The sequence below is a fragment of the Streptomyces sp. NPDC046985 genome, from assembly GCF_040644415.1.
In the GTDB taxonomy this organism is placed as follows: Bacteria; Actinomycetota; Actinomycetes; order Streptomycetales; family Streptomycetaceae; genus Streptomyces.
In genome coordinates, this window is the sequence record NZ_JBEYWK010000004.1 from 79,717 (window position 1) to 97,228 (window position 17,512).

The following is a 17,512-nucleotide window of genomic DNA, read 5'->3' on the forward strand; positions in this document are numbered from 1 at the left end:
GAGCCGCTGGTCGCGGTCGTCATGCCGCCCTCCTCGGTTCCCCCGGCAGGCGGCCGAGGACGACGGCCAGGCTGCGGGCCGTGGCCGCCCAGCCGCCGAGGGCGGCGCGTCGGCCGCGGGCGGCCGCCTTCAGGCGGCGGCGCGCCTCCGGCTCGCCGAACCAGCCGCGCAGTGCGGCGGTCAGGGCGGCCGGGTCGTGCGGCGGGACGAGGATGCCGGGCACGTCTCCGCCGGGGGCGCGGCCGACCGCCTCGGGGACGCCCCCGACGTCCGAGGCCAGTACGGGAACGCCGCACGCCAGGGCCTCGGTGACCGCCATGCCGTAGGTCTCGGCGCTGGAGGCGAGGACCATCAGGTCGGCGGCGGCGTAGCTGGCGTCGAGGTCGGCCCCGGCCTGCGGCCCGGCGAGGCGGAAGCGGTCCCGCAGGCCGTGCCGGGCGATCAGGTCGCGGACCTCGGAGACGTAGGCGGGGTCCTGGGTCAAGCCGCCGACGCAGACGCAGCTCCACGGCAGGTCGGCGGCCGCGGCCAGCGCCTCCACCAGCCGGTGCTGCCCCTTGCGCGGGGTCACGGCGGCGACGCACAGCAGCCGGGAGACGCCGTCGGTGCCCGGGGCGAGGGGCGCGATGTCGGCGCCGGGAGCGGCGGTGTGCACGCGGTCGGGACGCAGCCCGTGGTGGGAGACGAGGCGGCGGGCGGCCCAGTCGCTGGTGGCGACGACGGCGGGGACCGCGCGCAGCACCTCCCGCTCCCGGGCGTCCAGTTCGGCGGCGACGGCGGCGTCGAGGCCGGTCTCGTCGGCGAGCGGGAGGTGCACCAGGACGGCCATGCGCAGCCGTTCGGCCTCGGGCACGACGATCTCGGGCACGCCGCAGGCGACAAGGCCGTCCAGCAGGACCACCGCGCCGTCGGACGACTCCCGCAGGACGCGGGCCAGTTCGGCGCGGGCGGCCTTCCCGGGCCGGGGCCAGTCGCCGGGCACGGCGTGCGGTCGCACCTGCCAGCCGAAGGCCGGCAGGTCGAAGCCGACCCGCCGGTCGTAGGCGTTGCCGCCGCTGGGGACGGCCGGGTCGTCGACGCCGCCCGGCAGGACGAAGTGCACGGTGCGCAGGGACATGGGGGCGATCCCGACGTGGTGGGGACTCGTGCGACGCGCGGGCAGATACGGGAGAGCGGGGTCGGCGGTGCGCGCGGCGCCGGTCACAGGGCGCGCTCGTAACTCGCCCAGGCCACGTGCGACTCGTGCAGGGTGACGGTGAGGCCCGCCAGTCCCTTGGCGCCCTCGCCCAGGGCGCCCTTGTGGACGCGCTCGGCGAGCCGGTCGGCGATGACCTTGGCGAGGTACTCCGTGGAGGTGTTGATCCCGGCGAAGTCGGGTTCGCTGTCGAGGTTGCGGTAGTTCAGCTCGCTGACGACGGCGCCCAGCTCCTGGGCGGCCAGTCCGATGTCGACGACGATGTTGTCCTCGTCGAGCTGCTCGCGCCGGAAGGCGGCGTCCACGAGGAACGTGGCCCCGTGCAGCCGCTGTGCGGGGCCGAACACCTCGCCGTGGAAACTGTGGGCGATCATGATGTGATCACGGACGGTGACACTGAACAACGGACGGTCCTCCGGGTGCGGCGCCTCACGGTCCCCCGCCGGTGTCCGCCGGGGGATGCCGGATAGTACGGCTCATCGGTTCCCGTCGTTCAGCCGTCCCTCACTCTTTTCTCAGGTCAGGCAGCCCCCGTGCCGTCGTACCGGATGCGGTGGCACAGGGCCGGGGTCGCTCCGGAGGCGAGGCGCGGCATGAGGCCGGGCAGCTCCTCGAAGGCGGACTCCCCGGTGATCAGGGCGTCCAGTCGGGGGTCAGCGAGCAAGTCGAGGGCGAGGGCGAGGCGTTGGGCGTGCGTCCGGTGGCCGCGTGCCGGGGAGACCGTGCCGACCTGGCTGCCGCGGATGGCCAGCCGGCGGGAGTGGAAGACCTCGCCGAGCGGGAGGGACACCGGGCGGTCGCCGTACCAGCTCAGTTCGCAGACGGCGCCTTCGGGGCGGAGCAGTTCCAGGGAGCGGGCCAGGCCCTGCTCGGTGGCGCTGGCGTGGACGACGAGGTCGCATCCGCCCAGCGCCTCGTCCGGACGGGCGAAGTCGGCGCCGAGCGCGCCGGCCACCTCGGCGCGGCGGGGATCGGTGTCCACGAGCTGGACGCGCACGCCGGGGAAGCGGGCGAGCAGCGCGGTCACCGAGCAGCCGATCATGCCGCCGCCGACCACGGCGATCCGGTCCCCGACCAGGGGCCCCGCGTCCCACAGGGCGTTCACGGCGGTCTCCACGGCGCCGGCGAGCACGGCCCGCCCGGCGGGCACCGCCTCCGGCACGGGGGTGACGGCGGCGGCGGGGACGACGTAGCGGGTCTGGTGCGGGTAGAGGCAGAACACCGTCCGCCCCGTCAGCTCCCGGGGGCCCTCCTCGACCACTCCCACGTTGAGGTAGCCGTACTTCACCGGTCCGGGGAAGTCGCCGTCCTGGAACGGCGCCCGCATGGCGGCGTGCTGGCTGACGGGCACCGCGCCGCCGAACACGAGGGTCTCCGTGCCCCGGCTGACCCCCGAGTACAGGGTGCGGACGACGACCTCCCCCTCGCCGGGTTCCGTCAGGCTCACGTCGCGGATCTCGCCCTGGCCGGGCGTACGGAGCCAGAAGGCGCGGGCGGAGCTGTTCATCGGGCGTCCTCCTGAACGATCGGGAAGCTGTCTGCGTACGGAGATGTGCACAGGCCGCGCAGCAAGGTACGCGGCGTTGATCGACTCTGTCACTCGGCCGGAGGCTGAACGGTGGCCCTGAACGACATGTACGACGCCGGGGAGTTGCTCCCCCGGACCCTTCGGCGCATCAGCGGCGCGGGCGGCAGTCCGGCCGCGGGACCTGGGCCGGTCCAGCAGGAGATCGCCGTCGGGACGGCCGTTCAGATCCTGTTGCTGGCCGTGCTCGGCCCGGCGACGGGCATGGGGCCGGCGGGCTGGACGGCCGGTTCGGTCTTCGCGGTCGTCTCCTGGGCGCTGCTCTCCCGGGCGCTGCACCGGTCGGGGCTTCGCTCCCTCGGCGCGGCCAACCGGGTGACCCTGGGCCGGGCCGCCGTCGTGGGCGCGGTGACGGCGTTGGTCGCGGACTCGTTCCAGAACGCGGCGCCGGTCCCGGTGCTGGTGGGCCTGACAGCCCTCGCACTGGTCCTGGACGGCGTCGACGGCAAGGTGGCGCGCCGCACCGGCACGTCCACGGAGCTGGGCGCCCGCTTCGACATGGAGGTCGACGCGTTCCTGATCCTGGTGCTCAGCGTGTATGTGGCGGTGCACCTGGGGCCGTGGGTGCTGCTGATCGGCGGCATGCGCTACGGCTTCGTCGCGGCGGCGCGGCTCTGGCCGTGGCTGACCGCGGCGCTGCCGCCGAGCACGGCCCGCAAGACGGTGGCCGCCTTCCAGGGCGTCCTGCTCCTGCTGGCGGCCGCCGGTCTGCTGCCGCACGCGGGCAGCCTGGGCGTGGTGCTGCTGGCGCTGGCGCTGCTGGTGTGGTCGTTCGGGCGGGACGTGCTGTGGCTGCGGCGCAGCGCGCGGGCTCGCGTCGCCGCGGCCGAGCGGGCGGCGCTCCCCCGGGCGCCGGTGCGCGAGACGGTCCGCGCCGAGGAGCGCGTGGCCGCGGCGCGGGCGGCCTGACGGCAGCGGTCCTGGCGGCCCCAGCGCGCGGCGTACGAGCTATGCCTGACGGGCTGTCAGTCCCGTCGGGACGGTGGCCGCCCGGCGGGACCGCGGTGAGGCACCCGGTGAGGCCGGGGCGAGATACCCGGTGAGGCCGCGGAGGGGCGCCCGGTGAGGCCGGGATGAGGCGCCCGGCGGGGGCGCGGAGAGTCGCCCAGCGGGGCCGCCCGAGGTGGAACCGCGGCGGGCGCGGGCTCCTGCACTCGCGCCCACCGCGGGTCGGAGAGGTCAGGCGGCCTTGCGCCCCTGCTCCCGGTGCTCGCGGACGATCTCCGCGTACCGGCGCCCGCTGCCCTTGATCGTGCGGACCTGGGTCGGGTAGTCGACGTGGACCAGGCCGAAGCGCTTGTCGTAGCCGTACGCCCACTCGAAGTTGTCCAGCAGCGACCAGGCGAAGTAGCCGGCCAGCGGGGCGCCCTGGCGGGCGGCGGAGGCGCAGGCGGCCAGGTGCCGGACCAGGTAGTCCTGGCGCTCGGGGTCGTCGACCGTGCCGTCGGGGCGGACCGCGTCCGGGAAGGCGGAGCCGTTCTCGGTGACATGGATCTTGCGGGCGCCGTACTCGTGGGTGAGGCGCAGCAGCAGCGTCTCGATGCCGCTCGCGTCGATCTCCCAGTCCATGCCGGTGCGCGGCACGCCGTCCTTGCGCACGAAGCGGGCGTAGGGCGCCGGGCCCGTGGGGTCGTCGGCGACGGTGGCGGGGAAGTAGTAGTTCAGTCCCAGCCAGTCCAGCGGGGCGGCGATGGCCTCGGCGTCGCCGGGCCGCTCGGGCAGGTCGACGCCGTAGACCTCGCGCATGTCGGCGGGGAAGCCGCGGCCGTGGATCGGGTCCAGCCACCAGCGGTTGACGTGGCCGTCGTGACGGCGGGCCGCCGCCGCGTCCTCGGGGCGGTCGCTGGCGGGGGTCACCGTGGAGAGGTTGTTGACGAGGCCGATCTGCGCGCCGGGGGCGGCGGCGCGGACCGCCTCGACGGTGAGGCCATGACCGAGCAGCAGATGGTAGGAGGCGCGGACCGCGGCGGTCAGGTCGGTCAGGCCGGGGGCCATCTTGCCCTCCAGATGGCCGATCCAGGCCGAGCACGAGGGCTCGTTGAGGGTGGTCCAGTAGCCGACCCGGTCTCCCAGGCGCTCGGCGACCACCGAGGCGTAGTCGGCGAGCAGTTCGGCGGTGTCCCGCTCGGGCCAGCCGCCCCGGTCCTGGAGCGCCTGCGGCAGGTCCCAGTGGTAGAGGGTGACCGAGGGGGTGATGCCCGCCTCCAGCAGACGGTCGACCAACTCGTCGTAGAAGGCGAGGCCCTTGGCGTTGACCGGGCCGTCGCCGCCGGGCTTGACGCGCGGCCAGGCGACCGACATGCGGTAGGCGTTCACGCCCAGTCGGCGCATCAGCTCGATGTCCTCGGGCCAGCGGTGGTAGTGGTCGCAGGCCGTGTCGCCGTGGTCGTCGTTGTCGATCTTCCCCGGGGTGTGGGAGAAGGTGTCCCAGATGGACGGCGAGCGGCCGTCCTCGGCGACGGCGCCCTCGATCTGGTACGCCGAGGTGGCGGTGCCCCACAGGAAGTCGTGCGGGAGCGCGGCGAGGTCGATGGTCACGGGGGTCCCTTCGGAGTGGGGGCGGCCGGTCACTTGACGGCTCCCGCCGTCAGCCCGGCGACGAGATAGCGCTGGAGCAGCAGGAAGCCGGCGACCACGGGCACGCTGACGACGAGCGAGGCGGCCATGATCTGGTTCCAGTAGACGTTGTTGAGCGTGGAGTAGCCCTGGAGGCCCACCGCGAGCGTGCGGGTGGCGTCGTTGGTCATGACGGAGGCGAAGAGCACCTCGCCCCAGGCGGTCATGAAGGCGTACACGGCGACGGCGACGATGCCGGGGACCGCGGCGGGCACGACGACGCGCAGCAGCGCGCCGAGCGGCCCGCACCCGTCGACCAGGGCGGCCTCGTCCAGGTCGCGCGGCACCGAGTCGAAGTAGCCGATCAGCATCCAGATCGAGAACGGCAGCGAGAACGTGAGGTACGTCAGGATCAGACCGCCGCGGCTGCCGAACAGGGCGATGCCGGTGGCGTTGCCGATGTTGACGTAGAGCAGGAACAGCGGGAGCAGGAAGAGGATGCCGGGGAACATCTGGGTGGACAGCACGGTGACGGTGAAGACCCGCTTGCCGCGGAAGGAGTAACGGCTGACGGCGTACGCCGCGAAGACCGCGATGACCACCGAGCAGACCGTCGCCGCGCCCGCCACGATCAGCGAGTTCACGAAGTACGTCGCGAGCGGGACGGTCGACCAGATGTCGATGTACGGGCGGACGGTCAGGCCGCTGGGCAGCCAGCGGAAGCTGCCGCTGACGTCGGCCAGCGGCTTCAGCGAGCTGGAGACCATCACGTAGACGGGCACCAGGACGAAGCCGGCGAGCAGGGTGAGGAAGATCCGCCGGGTCCACAGGAAGGAGCGCGGCGGCGCGGTCGGGGACGCCGGGACGGTGCGCGGCCCCAGGCGGGGGCGGAGCGTGCTGGACATCAGGCGGCCCTCCGTCCGCGCGAGGTGAGCGCCAGATAGCCGCCGGTGACGACCAGCAGGAACAGCAGCAGCAGGACGGACATCGCCGAGCCGGCGCCGAAGTTCCAGCTCACGAAGGACGCTTGGTAGATGTGGACGGAGATGAGGTCCGCGGACTCCGGCGCGGCCCGGCCGAACAGGACGTACGGCGTGTTGAAGTCGTTGAACGTCCACAGGAACAGCACCAGCACCAGCACCTGGTTGACCGGGCGCAGCGACGGCAGGGTGATCCGGCGGATCTGCTGCCACATGCCGGCGCCGTCGAGCGCGGCGGCCTCGTACAGCTCGCTGGGGATGTTCTGCAGTCCGGCCATCACGATGAGGAAGGCGAACGGCCAGCCCTTCCACACCGAGACGGTCAGCAGCGCGACGAAGCTGTTGTCGCCGATGAGCCAGAACGAGGGCTGGTCGGTGAGGTGCAACTGGTCGTGCAGGACGTGGTTCACCAGGCCGTTGTCGTGCTGGAACATGAACACCCAGGTGATGACGGCCGCGTAGACGGGCAGCGCGTACGGCACCAGGAACAGGGCGCGCAGCAGGCCGCGTCCGCGGAAGGCGTCCTGCATGCAGACCGCGGCGGCGGTGCCGATCAGCCAGCACAGCGCCACGGAGAACAGGGTGAAGCCGACGGTGACGAAGAAGGAGTGCAGCAGGGCCTCGCCGACGGGCGCGTGGAAGTCCACCGCCACGCGGTAGTTGTCGAAGCCGGACCAGGGCGCGCTGCTCCAGTCGCGGAGGTAGAACTGGGTCAGCTCCTTGAAGCTCGCCACCACGCCGATCACCATCGGCACGAGGTGGACCAGGAGTTCGAGGAGGAGTGCGGGCAGGAGCAGCAGGTACGGCAGGGAGGCGCGGCGCAGCCGCCCGGGGCGGCGGCGCGGCGCCGGCGCCGCCCCGGGGGGCTGCGCGGACGCGGGCCGTGCGCCCGCGTCCGTGGGAACGGTGCTGGTCACTGCGCTCACTTCGCCGGCATCTGCTGCTGGGCCTTCTGGAGCTTCGCCTTCACCGACGCGTCGGTCACCGGGCGGCCGGCCGCGGCGTCGGCGAACAGCTCCTTGACGGCGGTGCCGACGGTCGTCTCGAACTCGGACTCCGCGGCGACCTGCGGCAGCGCGGCCGCGCTGGTGGCGAGGGTGTGCTTGAGGACGGCGGTGGCCTGGCCGTTGAAGGCGGGGTCGCTCTGCGCGGCCTGGACCGGCGGGATGGTGCTGTACGCCTTGTTGAGGATGCGCTGCTCGTCGTCGCCGGTCATGAACTTCACGAAGGACGTGGCGCCGTCGATGTTGTGGCTGTTCTTGAAGACGGCCATGTTGATGCCCGCGACCATCGAGTCGACCTGGTTTCCGGTGCCGGGGGCGCCGGACTGCACGGGCACGGGCGCGACTCCGTAGGCGTCCTCGCTCATGCCCTGGGACGCGAGGTTGGCGGAGGCGGTCTGCCACATCAGCATCGCCGTCTTCCCCTTGGCGAAGTCGCTGACGGACTGGTTCTGCGCGTACTCGGCGTTGCCCTGCGGGATGACCTTGTCCTTGGCCATCAGGTCGACGTACTGCTTGACGGCGGCGACCGCGCCGTCGTTGGCGAAGTCGGGCTTGCCGTCGGCGGTGAAGAAGTCGGCGCCGTGCTGCTTGGCGAAGACGAAGGTGTGGTGGATGTTCTCCGAGACGTTGGCGCCCTCGGCGCCCAGCGCCTGCTTGCCCTTGGCCTGGATCTTCTTGCCGTCGGCGACCAGTTCGGCCCAGGTGGCCGGGGGCTGGGAGATGCCCGCGTCGGCGAAGATCTTCTTGTTGTAGTAGAGCGCGTACGCCATCGAGTACAGCGGCACGGCCGCCGGGTCCTGGCCCTGCACGCCGGTGGAGCCGAGGGCGGAGTCGACGAACCGGCTTCTGCCGCCGATCTTGCCGAAGTTCTCCGCGTCCCACGGCAGCAGCGCGCCGGTGGCCTGGAGCGACGCGCTCCAGGTGTTGCCGATGTTGAGGACGTCAGGTCCCTGCCCGGAGGTGGTCGCGGTCAGGATCCGGTTCAGCAGATCCGACCACGGCACGACCTCCAGCTTCACCTTGATCCCGGACTGCTTCTGGAACTTGTCCAGTTCGGGCTGGAGGACCTTCTTGTCGGCCTCGATGCTGGCGCCCTGGTTGGAGGCCCAGTAAGTGAGCGTCTTCGGGGAGTCGTTGGACCCGCCACCGGTCGACGAACCGCCTCCGCAGGCCGAGGCGGCAAGGGCGAGAGACATGGTGACGGCGCCTACGGCTGCGGCTCGGATGCTGCGCATGGCTCCTGGTGTCCCTTTCCGGGAGTCGAGAAGTCCGAGGAGTACCGCCCTGACGTCGGTGCGCACGGAATGCGTTCGACTTTCGAAGGACTACCTCATGACTTAATTTAGGACGTGAGTTAAACGCTGGCGCGGGGGTTCGTCAAGGGATCCGGCACGGCGGAATCGGGCGCCGGCAGCGAGCGGCGCCGTGGCGGTGCGAGAGGTCCGCCGAGGGAAGGCGGCTGACCTGGGGCGGGGCGGGAGGGGACGGCGGCGGTCCGGGGCGCGCGGGCTGTGCAACGGTTGGGTCTCGGCGGGCAGGCAGGGGGTGGGTGAGGATGCGATGCCCAACGGGGTTTGTGACAAGAGGGGTTGACGCGGCGGGAGGGTGTGTGAGGGTGTGCGGGCGGGGAGTGCGTTCACCTCTTGGAGACGGGTGTCCGCCGAACGTCGGTGTGCGGGAGGGGCGGAGGCGACCGGCGAGGCAGCCGCAGCCTCAGCCTCAGCCTCAGCCGAGTGTTTATGACGGCCAGTCAGCGAGGACGGTGAAGCGGCGCCGTGTGCTGTGCATCCCCTTCACTGTGCGGCCGTGCGCGCGACCCTCAACTCGTCCTCCCCCATCGCCAGGAGGCTGGGCACCTCGGTGTTCCAGTTCGCGGCCAGGTCGTCCAGGGCGCGGACGAAGGAGCGGCGTATCCACCGGCCGGCCACGCCGAGCAGGACCGCCGCCAGCGGTCGCGCGAGCCCGCGACCGCGCAGGGAGACGGTGACGCGCACCTCCCAGCCGACGGCGGCGCCGTCATGGCTCGGCCGGGGCGCCGCGCGCGCCGTCGCCCGAGCCCAGCGGTGGTCCACACGTGCCGTGGCCGGGGAGAGACGGGTGGCGCGACCGGCGTCCGCCGCGGCCCACCAGTCGTCGAGCCGCAGCCGGGCGCTCCCCTTCAGCCGGGAGAACCCGAGGGGCGCCTCGTCGATCCGCGACCGCCAGTCGACTTCGGCCAGTCGGGGACGGTCGGGGCTTTTCAGAACGGCGTCCACTTCCACGCCTCCGCCGTCCGAGGCGACGGAGACCGCGAGCCGGACGGCACGTCGGCGGTCCCACTCCTCGATCCGCACGTCGACCGTGTCCGCGACGGGGGCGGCGTCGGCGACGCTCACCGTACTTGCCGTACTCACCCTGGAGATGTTGCCCACGCGGCCTGGGCGACCGGCGTGGCCTGCGCGCTCTCCGTGATCCACGTGATCCGCGTAGCCCGCGTGCTCCGCGTCCTTGGGCCGCTCGCCGGGCTCCGCCTCGTCGCCTGCCGCGTCGTCGGCTGCCGAGTCGTCGGCTGCCGAGTCCGAGAGCCGGTAGACGGCGCCGGGCCGGAGGTGCCGTCCACGGCGCAGCAGGATCCCGGGAACCGCCTGGCCGTCCGGCAGGACCAGCCGCTCCCCCTCCGCCCGGCTCTCCTCGACCACGGAGCGGACCACGGCGAGGGTGTCGACGAGCCAGGCGAACGGGACGGGTGCGACGACCACCGTGTGCGTGAGCGAAACCATGCGGACAGCATGTCCGCCTGGCGTCCGCCCACGCGTCAACGGGAGTGGGGCCAAGTCGTCGGCGACGGCCGGGACCACCGGACGACCGACCGTGTGCGTGGCGTGCCGGCACGGTTCTGCCGACACGCCACGGAGCACCCGACTCGGCGTACGGGGGCGGCGACGGCTCAGGCGGTGTGCAGCCTGAGCCCGTACCGGTTCAGGATCTCGTTCACCGGCTGGTACCACGTCTCGCCGCCGGAGGAGCAGTTGCCCCAACCGCCGGACGTGACGCCCTGGGCCTGGTCACCGCTGATGAACGAGCCGCCGGAGTCGCCGGGTTCGGCGCACACGTTGGTGTGGGTCAGCTCGTGCACCGCGCCCTGGCTGTAGTTGACGGTCTCGTTCTTGCCGACGACCGTGCCGCAGTGCCAGTGCGAGGTCGAGCCCGAGCGGCAGATCGACGCGCCGATGGGCGCCTCGCCCGAGCCGCGCACCAGTTGGTCGGAGACGGTCCCCCAGCCGAGCACGACCGGCACGGTCCACCAGCCGCTGCCCACGTTGACCCACGCGTAGTCGTTGTCGGGGAACGAGGAGCCCTGGAAGTTGCCGATGTACGAGTGGTCCCAGCCGCTCACGCCCATGCCCGGCTGACCGCAGTGCCCGGCGGTGACGAAGCCGCCGTACACCGAGAAGCCGATGGAGCAGCGGACGTTGCCGGTGTAGTACGGGTCTCCGCCGACGGTCCCGGCGGCGAGGGTGCTCGGCGCCCGGTTCGTCTCGCGCACGGAGACCGGACCGAGGCTGCGGGCGCGGTCCAGGAAGCGCTTGACGTCGTTATCGCTCTTGCGCGCGGCGACCACCGTGACGGTGAGCGAACTGGAGCGCGGGTCGACGGCCCAGCCGCCGATGCCCCGGGGCGCCGACCCGGCGTCCAGCTTGGCCTTGGCGGAGTCGAGTTGGCGCTCGGAGTGGGCCACACGGGTGACCGTGGCGCCCGTGGCCTCGACGGCGGCGCGCCGCGCCTCGCCGGTGAGCCCGACGACCAGCGTGCCGCGCTTGGCGTCGAACCAGGAACCGCCGTACGCGGCGCCCGCGGCCTTGCGGGCGGCCTTGTCCACGGACCGCGCCGCCGTCTCCGCCCGAAGACGCGTGGCGGCCTGGGCGGGCGTCAGGTGCAGGTCGCGCTGGAGGGCCGCGAGCAGAGGTGCGGACGCCTGGGCCTTGGCGGCGGAGTGCGAACCGTCGGCGCCCGGGGTGGCGGCGGTGGCCTGACCGCCGCTCAGGCCCGCGACGGCGGAGCCGAGCAACAGCGCCGCCGACAGGCCGGCAGGCAGAACTGTCCTGCGTCTCATGAGCGTTGCCTTTCTTCGTTCCGATGACAGTGGGGGGATGGAGCGGAAGGGCACACATGGTGAGAGCGCTCTCACAAGAGAGCGCGTGAAAACCGTAGCGGCGTCAACCGCGTCAGGTCCATGCCAATGCAGCGAGGAATCCGGCTTCTCTCCGAAGGGACGCGAGAACGCGCGCGAGTTGGGGCCTGCCCCGTACGTTGGATGCGGCCCCCTCTCGCCGGGAAGGATCACCGCATGTCATTGGCTGAGTCCTGGGACAGGTACGCGGTCGGAAGCACGCCGCGCCGAACTGTCAACGCCAGGGGCGAGACGACCTGGCTGAACTGGACTCAGTACGCCGATCACGGACCGGACGAGACGCTTCTAGGTTCCGTGGTCGGACGCCGAGTGCTGGAGCTCGGCTCGGGGAGCGGGAGCAACCTGGCCCACCTGGTGAGCCTGGGCGCGACGGGTCTGGGAGTGGACGTCGCCCCCGCCCGCGAGACGGTGGCGCGGGAGCGCTGGGGTGAGCTGCCGGGCCTTGAGTTCCGGACGGCGGAGGCCACCGCGTTCCTCGACGAGACGGCCGAGATGTTCGATGTCGTGCTCTCGATCTTCGGCGCCGTGTGGTTCATCGAACCGGACGTCCTGCTTCCGCTGATCCGTTCCCGCATGCCCCTCGGCGGGGTCCTGGCCTTCTCGCACCTGCCCCCGGGCGGCCAGGAACCCAAGGCCGCCCAAGCCGGCCTGCGGCACGACCGTGCCCCGGGTGAGTGGAGGCGCATCCTGGCGGAGCACGGTTTCTCGGACGTGACCACTTCTGTGATCGGCCCGCCAGAGGGCGAGAGTGTGAGCACGATGCTCGTCCGCGCGTCGGCGGCCTGACCCCCGCGCGGCCGCCGTCCGACCTGCGCATGACAGCAGCCCTGACGCCTCAGCGGCAGCGGCAGCGGCAGCGGCAGGACGCGGAGCGGGAACGTCACGGCCCCCTGCGAGCGGACAGTGATCTCGCGTTCGCCCGGGACGGCTCGACTACCGGGACGGCGCGGTGATCGCGGTCAGGGGGCTGTCGTTGCGGCGGCGCCGGCGATGATCATTGAGGTCATCCGGTCCAGGACCGCTTCGTCGACCGGCTCGCCGGAGATCACCAAGCGCAGGACGAGCGGGGAGATCATCAGATCGACCGCGAGTGAGATGTCGATCCCTGCGGGGAGTTCGCCCCGTTCCACGGCGCGATTCAAGATCGTCGCGGCTGCCTCGCGGCGAGGTTGAGCCACCGTGCGGCGCAGCTCCTCGGAGAAGGCGGGATTGCGGACGTACTCCGCGAGCAGGTCAAGGCCGATGCGCGGCATCCGCGGATCGGCGACCTGGGCGACCGTCAAGTCGAGGAACGCCCGGACGTCGCGGCGCAGATCACCGGAGTCGGGCAGGTCCGGAAGGTTCCGTGCCACCGCCTCGCCGATGAGGTCCATGAGCATGGCGTCCTTGGACGGCCAGCGCCGGTAGAGCGCCGCTTTGCCGACGCCCGCCCGGCGCGCCACCGCGTCCATGGACAGTCCCTGCCAGCCGTTCTCGGCCAGCTCGTCGAAGGCGGCGGAGGCGATCGCGGCGGTGACGGGGGTCTGGAGCGCGGGTCCTCGGCGGCCGCGGCGCTGTGGGGTGTCCATGGGACGAATCTACCAAAAACACGAGACGGAACGGTTGCGTTCCGCGTTTTGACGGAGTTACGCTCGGCCCCGCAAACGCGGAACAAGCCAGTTCCGTGTTTTCCGTTCACAGCACGCTGAAGGGCTCAGGGCGCATGAAGATCCTCCCGCTCCGCATCGGCCGCACCAAGGTTCCCTACGGCCAGTTCTACGGTGGTCACGACGGGTACTCGGTGCTCGACCTGGCCAGTGACAAGTCGGCCTTCATCTGGGTGCCGATCCACGCTTTCCTCATCGAGCACCCCACCGCGGGGCCGGTGCTGCTGGACACCGGGATCTCTCCCGCACAGGCCGAGGGCCATGACGCGTACTACGGCGACACGATCATGCAGTACTTCACCGACGAGGACGAGTACGACCTTCCCGCCGAGCAGCGCATCGAAGAGCAGTTGGCCCGGCACGGTCGTCGGCCGGAGGACATAGGTCACGTCATCGTCACGCACTTCCACGAGGACCACATCGGGGCGCTCCCCCTGTTCTCGTCCGCGAAGGTCGTCCTGTCGCGCGACGAGTACGACGCCCGCGACTCGCTGATCGCCGGGCTCGTACCGCTCGCCTTCTCCAAGTCAGTGGCGAACGTGCGCACATGGCATCCCGTCGACTTCACCGGCCCGGCGATCGGCGGCTTCGACGGCTCGCACGACCTGTTCGGCGACGGCTCGGTCCTGCTGCTGCCCACTCCCGGCCACAGCCCGGGATCCACCAGTGCTCTGGTCGATCTGGGCGGCGGAAGGCGGGCGTTGCTCGCCGGGGACGCCCTCTACACCATCCGCCACTTGGCGGTGGACGACGTGATGCAGATGCAGACCGGTGCAGCCCCGACGTTCACCGACACGATCCGGCGCGTCCAGTGGCTGCACCGGCTGCTGCCCGACCTCGTCCTGCTGCCCGCGCACGACCACACCCACTACGGCGCCGCGCTCGTCCAGGCGCTCCTCGACGCGGACGGCGAGTTGACGGACGCCGCGTACACCGCGGCGAAGGCATACGAGGCGGAGACCCTCGATTCCGCCTACCGGCTCAACCCGGCCCGCCGCCCCCGCTTCGTACCGGACCCGGCGGGCAGCACGGTCGGCGCCGTGACCGGCACGATCGACGCCTGACACCGGCAGTGGGCCCGGACGTCGGCTGAGGGGAGCGCTCCGGCCTCGACGTGCATGCGTCGAAGCCCCCGGCCTGACGACCTGGCGCCCACACCGGTCACGCCCCACCAGGCCCTCCCGGCGAGATCGTGTGACGAGTTCCCCATGCGTCACACGATCACCACGGACCGCGTGAACGCCTCGTGGCGCCGTCCCCATTGCCGCAACTGCCCGCACGCGGGCGGGTGCCGCGGAGACCGATCAAGGAACTTCCCATGAGCCACACCGCCCCCGCTGGGGCCGCCAGCCGTCCCGGGCTGATCATCACTGCTCTCGCGATCGTCGCTGCCGTCAGCGCCCTGCAACAAGCCGTGGTCGTCCCGATCCTCCCCCGCCTGCAAGTCGCCTTCGACACCTCCCTCGCCTCTGTCTCGTGGGCGCTGACGGTCAGCCTTCTCGTCGGTGCGATCGCCACTCCCATCGCCGGGCGGCTGGGCGACATGCTGGGCCACAAGAAAGTCCTCGTCGGGGTCGTCGCCCTGCTCGTACTCGGGTCCGTGGTGGGCGCCGTCGGCACCTCGTTGCCGATGTTCCTGGTCGCCCGCGTACTGCAAGGCTGCTCCGCGGCCGTCGTGCCCCTCAGCATCGGGCTGCTGCGCGGCACCGTGCCGGCATCCCGGTTGGGCTTCGGCATCGGCGTGGTGGCCGCCATGGTCGGCGCCGGCAACGGTCTTGGCCTGCTGCTCGCAGGCGTCGTCTCCCAGATGGGCCTCGGCTACCAGCCGCTGTTCTGGATCATGGTCGCTGTCGCCGCGATCGGCCTGCTGCTCGCCGGTGTCTGCGTCCCAGCAGGAGACAAGCGCAGCGACGGCAAGCTAGACCTCGGGGGCGCCGGCCTGCTCAGCGGCGCTCTCCTCTCGCTCTTGCTCGCCGTCGGCCAGGGCTCCGCCTGGGGCTGGGACTCCCCTGTGACCCTCGGCCTCTTCGCTGCGGCGGTCGTGCTGGGAACGGCTCTGGCCGTCTTCGAAAGCCGGGTGGGCAATCCGCTCGTCGACATCGCGATGCTCCGGGACCGGCGTACCGTCGGAGCCACCTCGGCCTCGCTCTTCCTCGGCTTCGGGCTGTTCGGCGCCTTCTTTCTGGTCCCCTCCTTCGTGCAGCACCCGGCCGCACTCGGTTACGGGTTCGGCGCCTCCGCCCTCGGCGCCGCCGTCTATCTGCTGCCCACCACCGTCCTCATGCTCGTGATCTCTCTGGTCTCGGGCCGCGTCGTCAAGAAGCTCTCGGCGGCGTGGACCGTCGCCCTCGGCAGCACGCTCACCTCTGGCGCCCTGGTGATGCTGGCCCTTTTCCACAGCGACTCGGTGGAGATCTACATCGCCACCTCGGTCATGGGGCTGGGCATCGGCCTGTCGTTCGCCGCTCTGGGCACCATGTCCGTCGAACACGTCAGCCCCGACCAGACCGCGGCGGCGAACGGTGTCAACAGCCTCGCCCGCATGATCGGCGGGTCCATCGCGGCACCGGTCATCACCGCGATCCTGGCTGCCGGCAGTGCGTCGGACTCCGCGAGCCCCAGGGTCGGCGGTTACGCCGCCGGGTTTGCCGTGGCGGCGGTCGGAGCGGCCGTGGCAGCCGTGACCGCCGCGGTCGCGGTCCGGGCGAACCGCACCGTCGATCCCCGGAAACCAGTCGATCACAGCGCCGCACTCGCACCGTCCGCGGAGCGGGGAACAGTGTAGGAGCCCGCACCGGAACGCCGGTCGGCTTTCCGGTGCGGCGTCGGGCGGGGGTCGCGGTGATGGCAGGGCGGGGCGGGGAGGCTAGCGAGGTGTCGCGAGTACGTCCCGGAGCACGTTCGCGAGCGTGACGCGGGCCAGCTCGTGTCTCAGGGTCTCCTCGACGCCCTCGTAGATGCTCCGCATCGCCGGCTGGATGCCGTGGCCCACCACGCATCCCTGGTCCGGGGCAGTGCGGTGCATCGCGAACAGCGGGCCGGGTTCCACCGCCTCGTACACGTCGAGCAGGGTCATCGACTCCAGCTCGCGTGCCAGCGACCAGCCCGCGCCCACGCCCCGTCGGGACTCCACGAGCCCGGCCCTGCGCAGCTCGCCGAGCAGCCGTCTGATCACCACGGGGTTGGTGTTCGCGCTGCTCGCGATCTGCTCGGAGGTGGCGACCTCATGGCCCTGGCGCTGGTAGAGGCCGATCCAGGCCAGCGCGTGGGCGGCGATGGTCAGCCTGCTGTTGGCGCTCATGGACTCCTCCTCTCGGTCGCAACGATGCATGGTACGACAGCGGAGTCGTAACGGTGAAGGTTGCCACAGTATGTCGTCACGCTTAACGCTGCGACTACAGCAGGGGTCGATCCCCGAGGCGAGAAGAACGAGCAAGCCACTCATAGGCGAGGTCGCCCTGGTCACCCGGAAACGCAAAAACCCCAGATCGACTGGGGTTTCCGCTGGTATGCCGGTGTCCGAGGGGGGACTTGAACTCTCACCTCGGGCACCAGCCCATTAGTTCGCTGACCTGCGGAAACGCGCCCTTCTGAGCCCCTTCGAGGCTGTGAGGGTTGATCATGCTTACCTGCTGTTTTTGTCCGTTCCGGGCCGCTGCTGGTCATGCGTTGGTCACGTGACCAACCCGCTGCGACGCCCTGTCACCCCCACCGCTTCGCATGGCCGATACTCGCCCCTCCTAGCACGTATGACCATCCGCTCACCCTTGACGCTGATGAGCCGTCACGGCGAAGCTCGTGCAAGTTGGCGTAAGCCCCCCGACGCCGGAGGCAGGCATGGCACTACTTTTAACGAGCTGCTGGCGGCGGCCAGGCACTCGGCCGTGCACCTGGAGATGCGCGACTCGTACGGCGTGGGAGATGAGGCCGGGGACTTCGAGCACTGGAAGCGCACGGCAGAACGCGACGTAGACCCCAGCTCCGCTTACTGGACACCCTGGGTTGAATTGATTCGTGGCACCGTCGCCCGGGGTGTCGTCGTGCGTCGCGCCCGGATCGTCTCCGAGCCTGTCACCGACTACATCCGGTACGAGCACGCGGGGACGGTCGTCAACATCCACGCAGGGGAACAGGTCCGTTGGCTGCCGAGGCGCGAGGCGTCCGACATCGCGCTTCCCGGTAACGACTGCTGGGTGATCGACAATGAGACGGTGCTCTTCAACCACTTCTCTGGGTCCGGTGACTGGTCCGAGCCCGGCTGGGAAGTACGCACCGAACCGGCCGTAGCGCGGCTGGCGTCGTCAGCGTTCGAGGTTGTCTGGGAGCGCGGCATCCCGCACGAGAAGTACACGGTCTGATCCAGCGAAGCACCGAA

The 17,512-nt window shown here is 71.5% G+C and carries 16 protein-coding genes; 5 read left to right on the forward strand and 11 right to left on the reverse strand.

The window, feature by feature from the left end; translation table 11 throughout:
- Window positions 1-19 precede the first annotated feature (19 nt).
- The 3 genes from ABZ861_RS06515 to ABZ861_RS06525 form a co-directional block, all read right to left on the reverse strand.
- Window positions 20-1,162 carry a glycosyltransferase family 4 protein gene (locus ABZ861_RS06515; RefSeq protein WP_361625323.1) on the reverse strand — a complete coding sequence of 381 codons (1,143 nt, stop codon included), beginning with the start codon at window positions 1,160-1,162 and terminating at the stop codon, window positions 20-22.
- A 38-nt stretch (window positions 1,163-1,200) separates the two neighbouring features.
- Window positions 1,201-1,599, reverse strand: a complete 399-nt coding sequence (locus ABZ861_RS06520) for a 6-carboxytetrahydropterin synthase (protein WP_361624684.1) — start codon at window positions 1,597-1,599, stop codon at window positions 1,201-1,203.
- A gap of 116 nt (window positions 1,600-1,715) precedes the next feature.
- Window positions 1,716-2,702, reverse strand: a complete 987-nt coding sequence (locus tag ABZ861_RS06525) for a zinc-binding alcohol dehydrogenase (protein WP_361624687.1) — start codon at window positions 2,700-2,702, stop codon at window positions 1,716-1,718.
- A 111-nt stretch (window positions 2,703-2,813) separates the two neighbouring features.
- On the opposite strand from ABZ861_RS06525, the gene ABZ861_RS06530 reads away from it, so the two are divergent.
- Complete coding sequence (locus tag ABZ861_RS06530; RefSeq protein ID WP_361624690.1) at window positions 2,814-3,689, forward strand: CDP-alcohol phosphatidyltransferase family protein; 876 nt, start codon at window positions 2,814-2,816, stop codon at window positions 3,687-3,689.
- Between the two features lie 270 nt (window positions 3,690-3,959).
- Here ABZ861_RS06530 and ABZ861_RS06535 read toward each other — a convergent pair whose 3' ends face one another.
- From ABZ861_RS06535 to ABZ861_RS06560, 6 genes are all read right to left on the reverse strand, one after another.
- Complete coding sequence (locus ABZ861_RS06535; RefSeq protein ID WP_361624693.1) at window positions 3,960-5,318, reverse strand: GH1 family beta-glucosidase; 1,359 nt, start codon at window positions 5,316-5,318, stop codon at window positions 3,960-3,962.
- 29 nt (window positions 5,319-5,347) lie between these two features.
- On the reverse strand, window positions 5,348-6,241 hold the full coding sequence (locus ABZ861_RS06540; RefSeq protein ID WP_361624696.1) for a carbohydrate ABC transporter permease: 894 nt from the start codon (window positions 6,239-6,241) through the stop codon (window positions 5,348-5,350).
- Window positions 6,241-7,233, reverse strand: coding sequence for a sugar ABC transporter permease (locus ABZ861_RS06545; RefSeq protein ID WP_361624699.1), 993 nt, complete (start codon window positions 7,231-7,233; stop codon window positions 6,241-6,243). Before ABZ861_RS06545 ends, ABZ861_RS06540 begins: the two co-directional genes overlap by 1 nt.
- A gap of 5 nt (window positions 7,234-7,238) precedes the next feature.
- Entirely contained in the window at window positions 7,239-8,555 is a 1,317-nt protein-coding gene (locus ABZ861_RS06550; protein WP_361624702.1) for a sugar ABC transporter substrate-binding protein, read from the reverse strand.
- Between the two features lie 558 nt (window positions 8,556-9,113).
- The gene (locus ABZ861_RS06555; protein WP_361624705.1) at window positions 9,114-10,079 is read right to left on the reverse strand and encodes a hypothetical protein; all 966 of its coding nucleotides are present in this window, start codon (window positions 10,077-10,079) and stop codon (window positions 9,114-9,116) included.
- A 167-nt stretch (window positions 10,080-10,246) separates the two neighbouring features.
- Window positions 10,247-11,413: a S1 family peptidase gene (locus ABZ861_RS06560; RefSeq protein ID WP_361624708.1), complete on the reverse strand. Its 1,167-nt coding sequence runs from the start codon at window positions 11,411-11,413 to the stop codon at window positions 10,247-10,249.
- 234 nt (window positions 11,414-11,647) lie between these two features.
- Here ABZ861_RS06560 and ABZ861_RS06565 point away from each other — a divergent pair, with 234 nt between their 5' ends.
- Window positions 11,648-12,277, forward strand: coding sequence for a class I SAM-dependent methyltransferase (locus ABZ861_RS06565; RefSeq protein ID WP_361624711.1), 630 nt, complete (start codon window positions 11,648-11,650; stop codon window positions 12,275-12,277).
- A gap of 173 nt (window positions 12,278-12,450) precedes the next feature.
- Here the strand turns inward: ABZ861_RS06565 and ABZ861_RS06570 are convergent, their stop codons facing one another.
- The gene (locus tag ABZ861_RS06570) at window positions 12,451-13,059 is read right to left on the reverse strand and encodes a TetR/AcrR family transcriptional regulator (protein WP_361624714.1); all 609 of its coding nucleotides are present in this window, start codon (window positions 13,057-13,059) and stop codon (window positions 12,451-12,453) included.
- A 134-nt stretch (window positions 13,060-13,193) separates the two neighbouring features.
- Here ABZ861_RS06570 and ABZ861_RS06575 point away from each other — a divergent pair, with 134 nt between their 5' ends.
- Both ABZ861_RS06575 and ABZ861_RS06580 read left to right on the forward strand, forming a co-directional pair.
- Complete coding sequence (locus ABZ861_RS06575; protein WP_361624717.1) at window positions 13,194-14,201, forward strand: N-acyl homoserine lactonase family protein; 1,008 nt, start codon at window positions 13,194-13,196, stop codon at window positions 14,199-14,201.
- Window positions 14,202-14,455: 254 nt separating this feature from the next.
- Window positions 14,456-15,922 (forward strand): MFS transporter, encoded by a 1,467-nt coding sequence (locus ABZ861_RS06580; protein ID WP_361624720.1) that lies wholly within the window; start codon window positions 14,456-14,458, stop codon window positions 15,920-15,922.
- Window positions 15,923-16,003: 81 nt separating this feature from the next.
- Here the strand turns inward: ABZ861_RS06580 and ABZ861_RS06585 are convergent, their stop codons facing one another.
- Window positions 16,004-16,438, reverse strand: a complete 435-nt coding sequence (locus ABZ861_RS06585; RefSeq protein WP_361624723.1) for an Rrf2 family transcriptional regulator — start codon at window positions 16,436-16,438, stop codon at window positions 16,004-16,006.
- 448 nt (window positions 16,439-16,886) lie between these two features.
- Here ABZ861_RS06585 and ABZ861_RS06590 point away from each other — a divergent pair, with 448 nt between their 5' ends.
- Entirely contained in the window at window positions 16,887-17,495 is a 609-nt protein-coding gene (locus ABZ861_RS06590; RefSeq protein ID WP_361624726.1) for a DUF6879 family protein, read from the forward strand.
- Window positions 17,496-17,512 lie beyond the last annotated feature (17 nt).

Coding starts and splice junctions, on each gene's coding strand:
- ABZ861_RS06525 (WP_361624687.1), bottom strand. CDS start 2,702: ATGAACAGCTCCGCCCGCGCCTTCTGGCTCCGTACGCCCGGCCAGGGC.
- ABZ861_RS06540 (WP_361624696.1), bottom strand. CDS start 6,241: ATGTCCAGCACGCTCCGCCCCCGCCTGGGGCCGCGCACCGTCCCGGCG.
- ABZ861_RS06550 (WP_361624702.1), bottom strand. CDS start 8,555: ATGCGCAGCATCCGAGCCGCAGCCGTAGGCGCCGTCACCATGTCTCTC.
- ABZ861_RS06555 (WP_361624705.1), bottom strand. CDS start 10,079: ATGGTTTCGCTCACGCACACGGTGGTCGTCGCACCCGTCCCGTTCGCC.
- ABZ861_RS06560 (WP_361624708.1), bottom strand. CDS start 11,413: ATGAGACGCAGGACAGTTCTGCCTGCCGGCCTGTCGGCGGCGCTGTTG.
- ABZ861_RS06565 (WP_361624711.1), top strand. CDS start 11,648: ATGTCATTGGCTGAGTCCTGGGACAGGTACGCGGTCGGAAGCACGCCG.
- ABZ861_RS06570 (WP_361624714.1), bottom strand. CDS start 13,059: ATGGACACCCCACAGCGCCGCGGCCGCCGAGGACCCGCGCTCCAGACC.
- ABZ861_RS06575 (WP_361624717.1), top strand. CDS start 13,194: ATGAAGATCCTCCCGCTCCGCATCGGCCGCACCAAGGTTCCCTACGGC.
- ABZ861_RS06580 (WP_361624720.1), top strand. CDS start 14,456: ATGAGCCACACCGCCCCCGCTGGGGCCGCCAGCCGTCCCGGGCTGATC.
- ABZ861_RS06585 (WP_361624723.1), bottom strand. CDS start 16,438: ATGAGCGCCAACAGCAGGCTGACCATCGCCGCCCACGCGCTGGCCTGG.
- ABZ861_RS06590 (WP_361624726.1), top strand. CDS start 16,887: ATGACCATCCGCTCACCCTTGACGCTGATGAGCCGTCACGGCGAAGCT.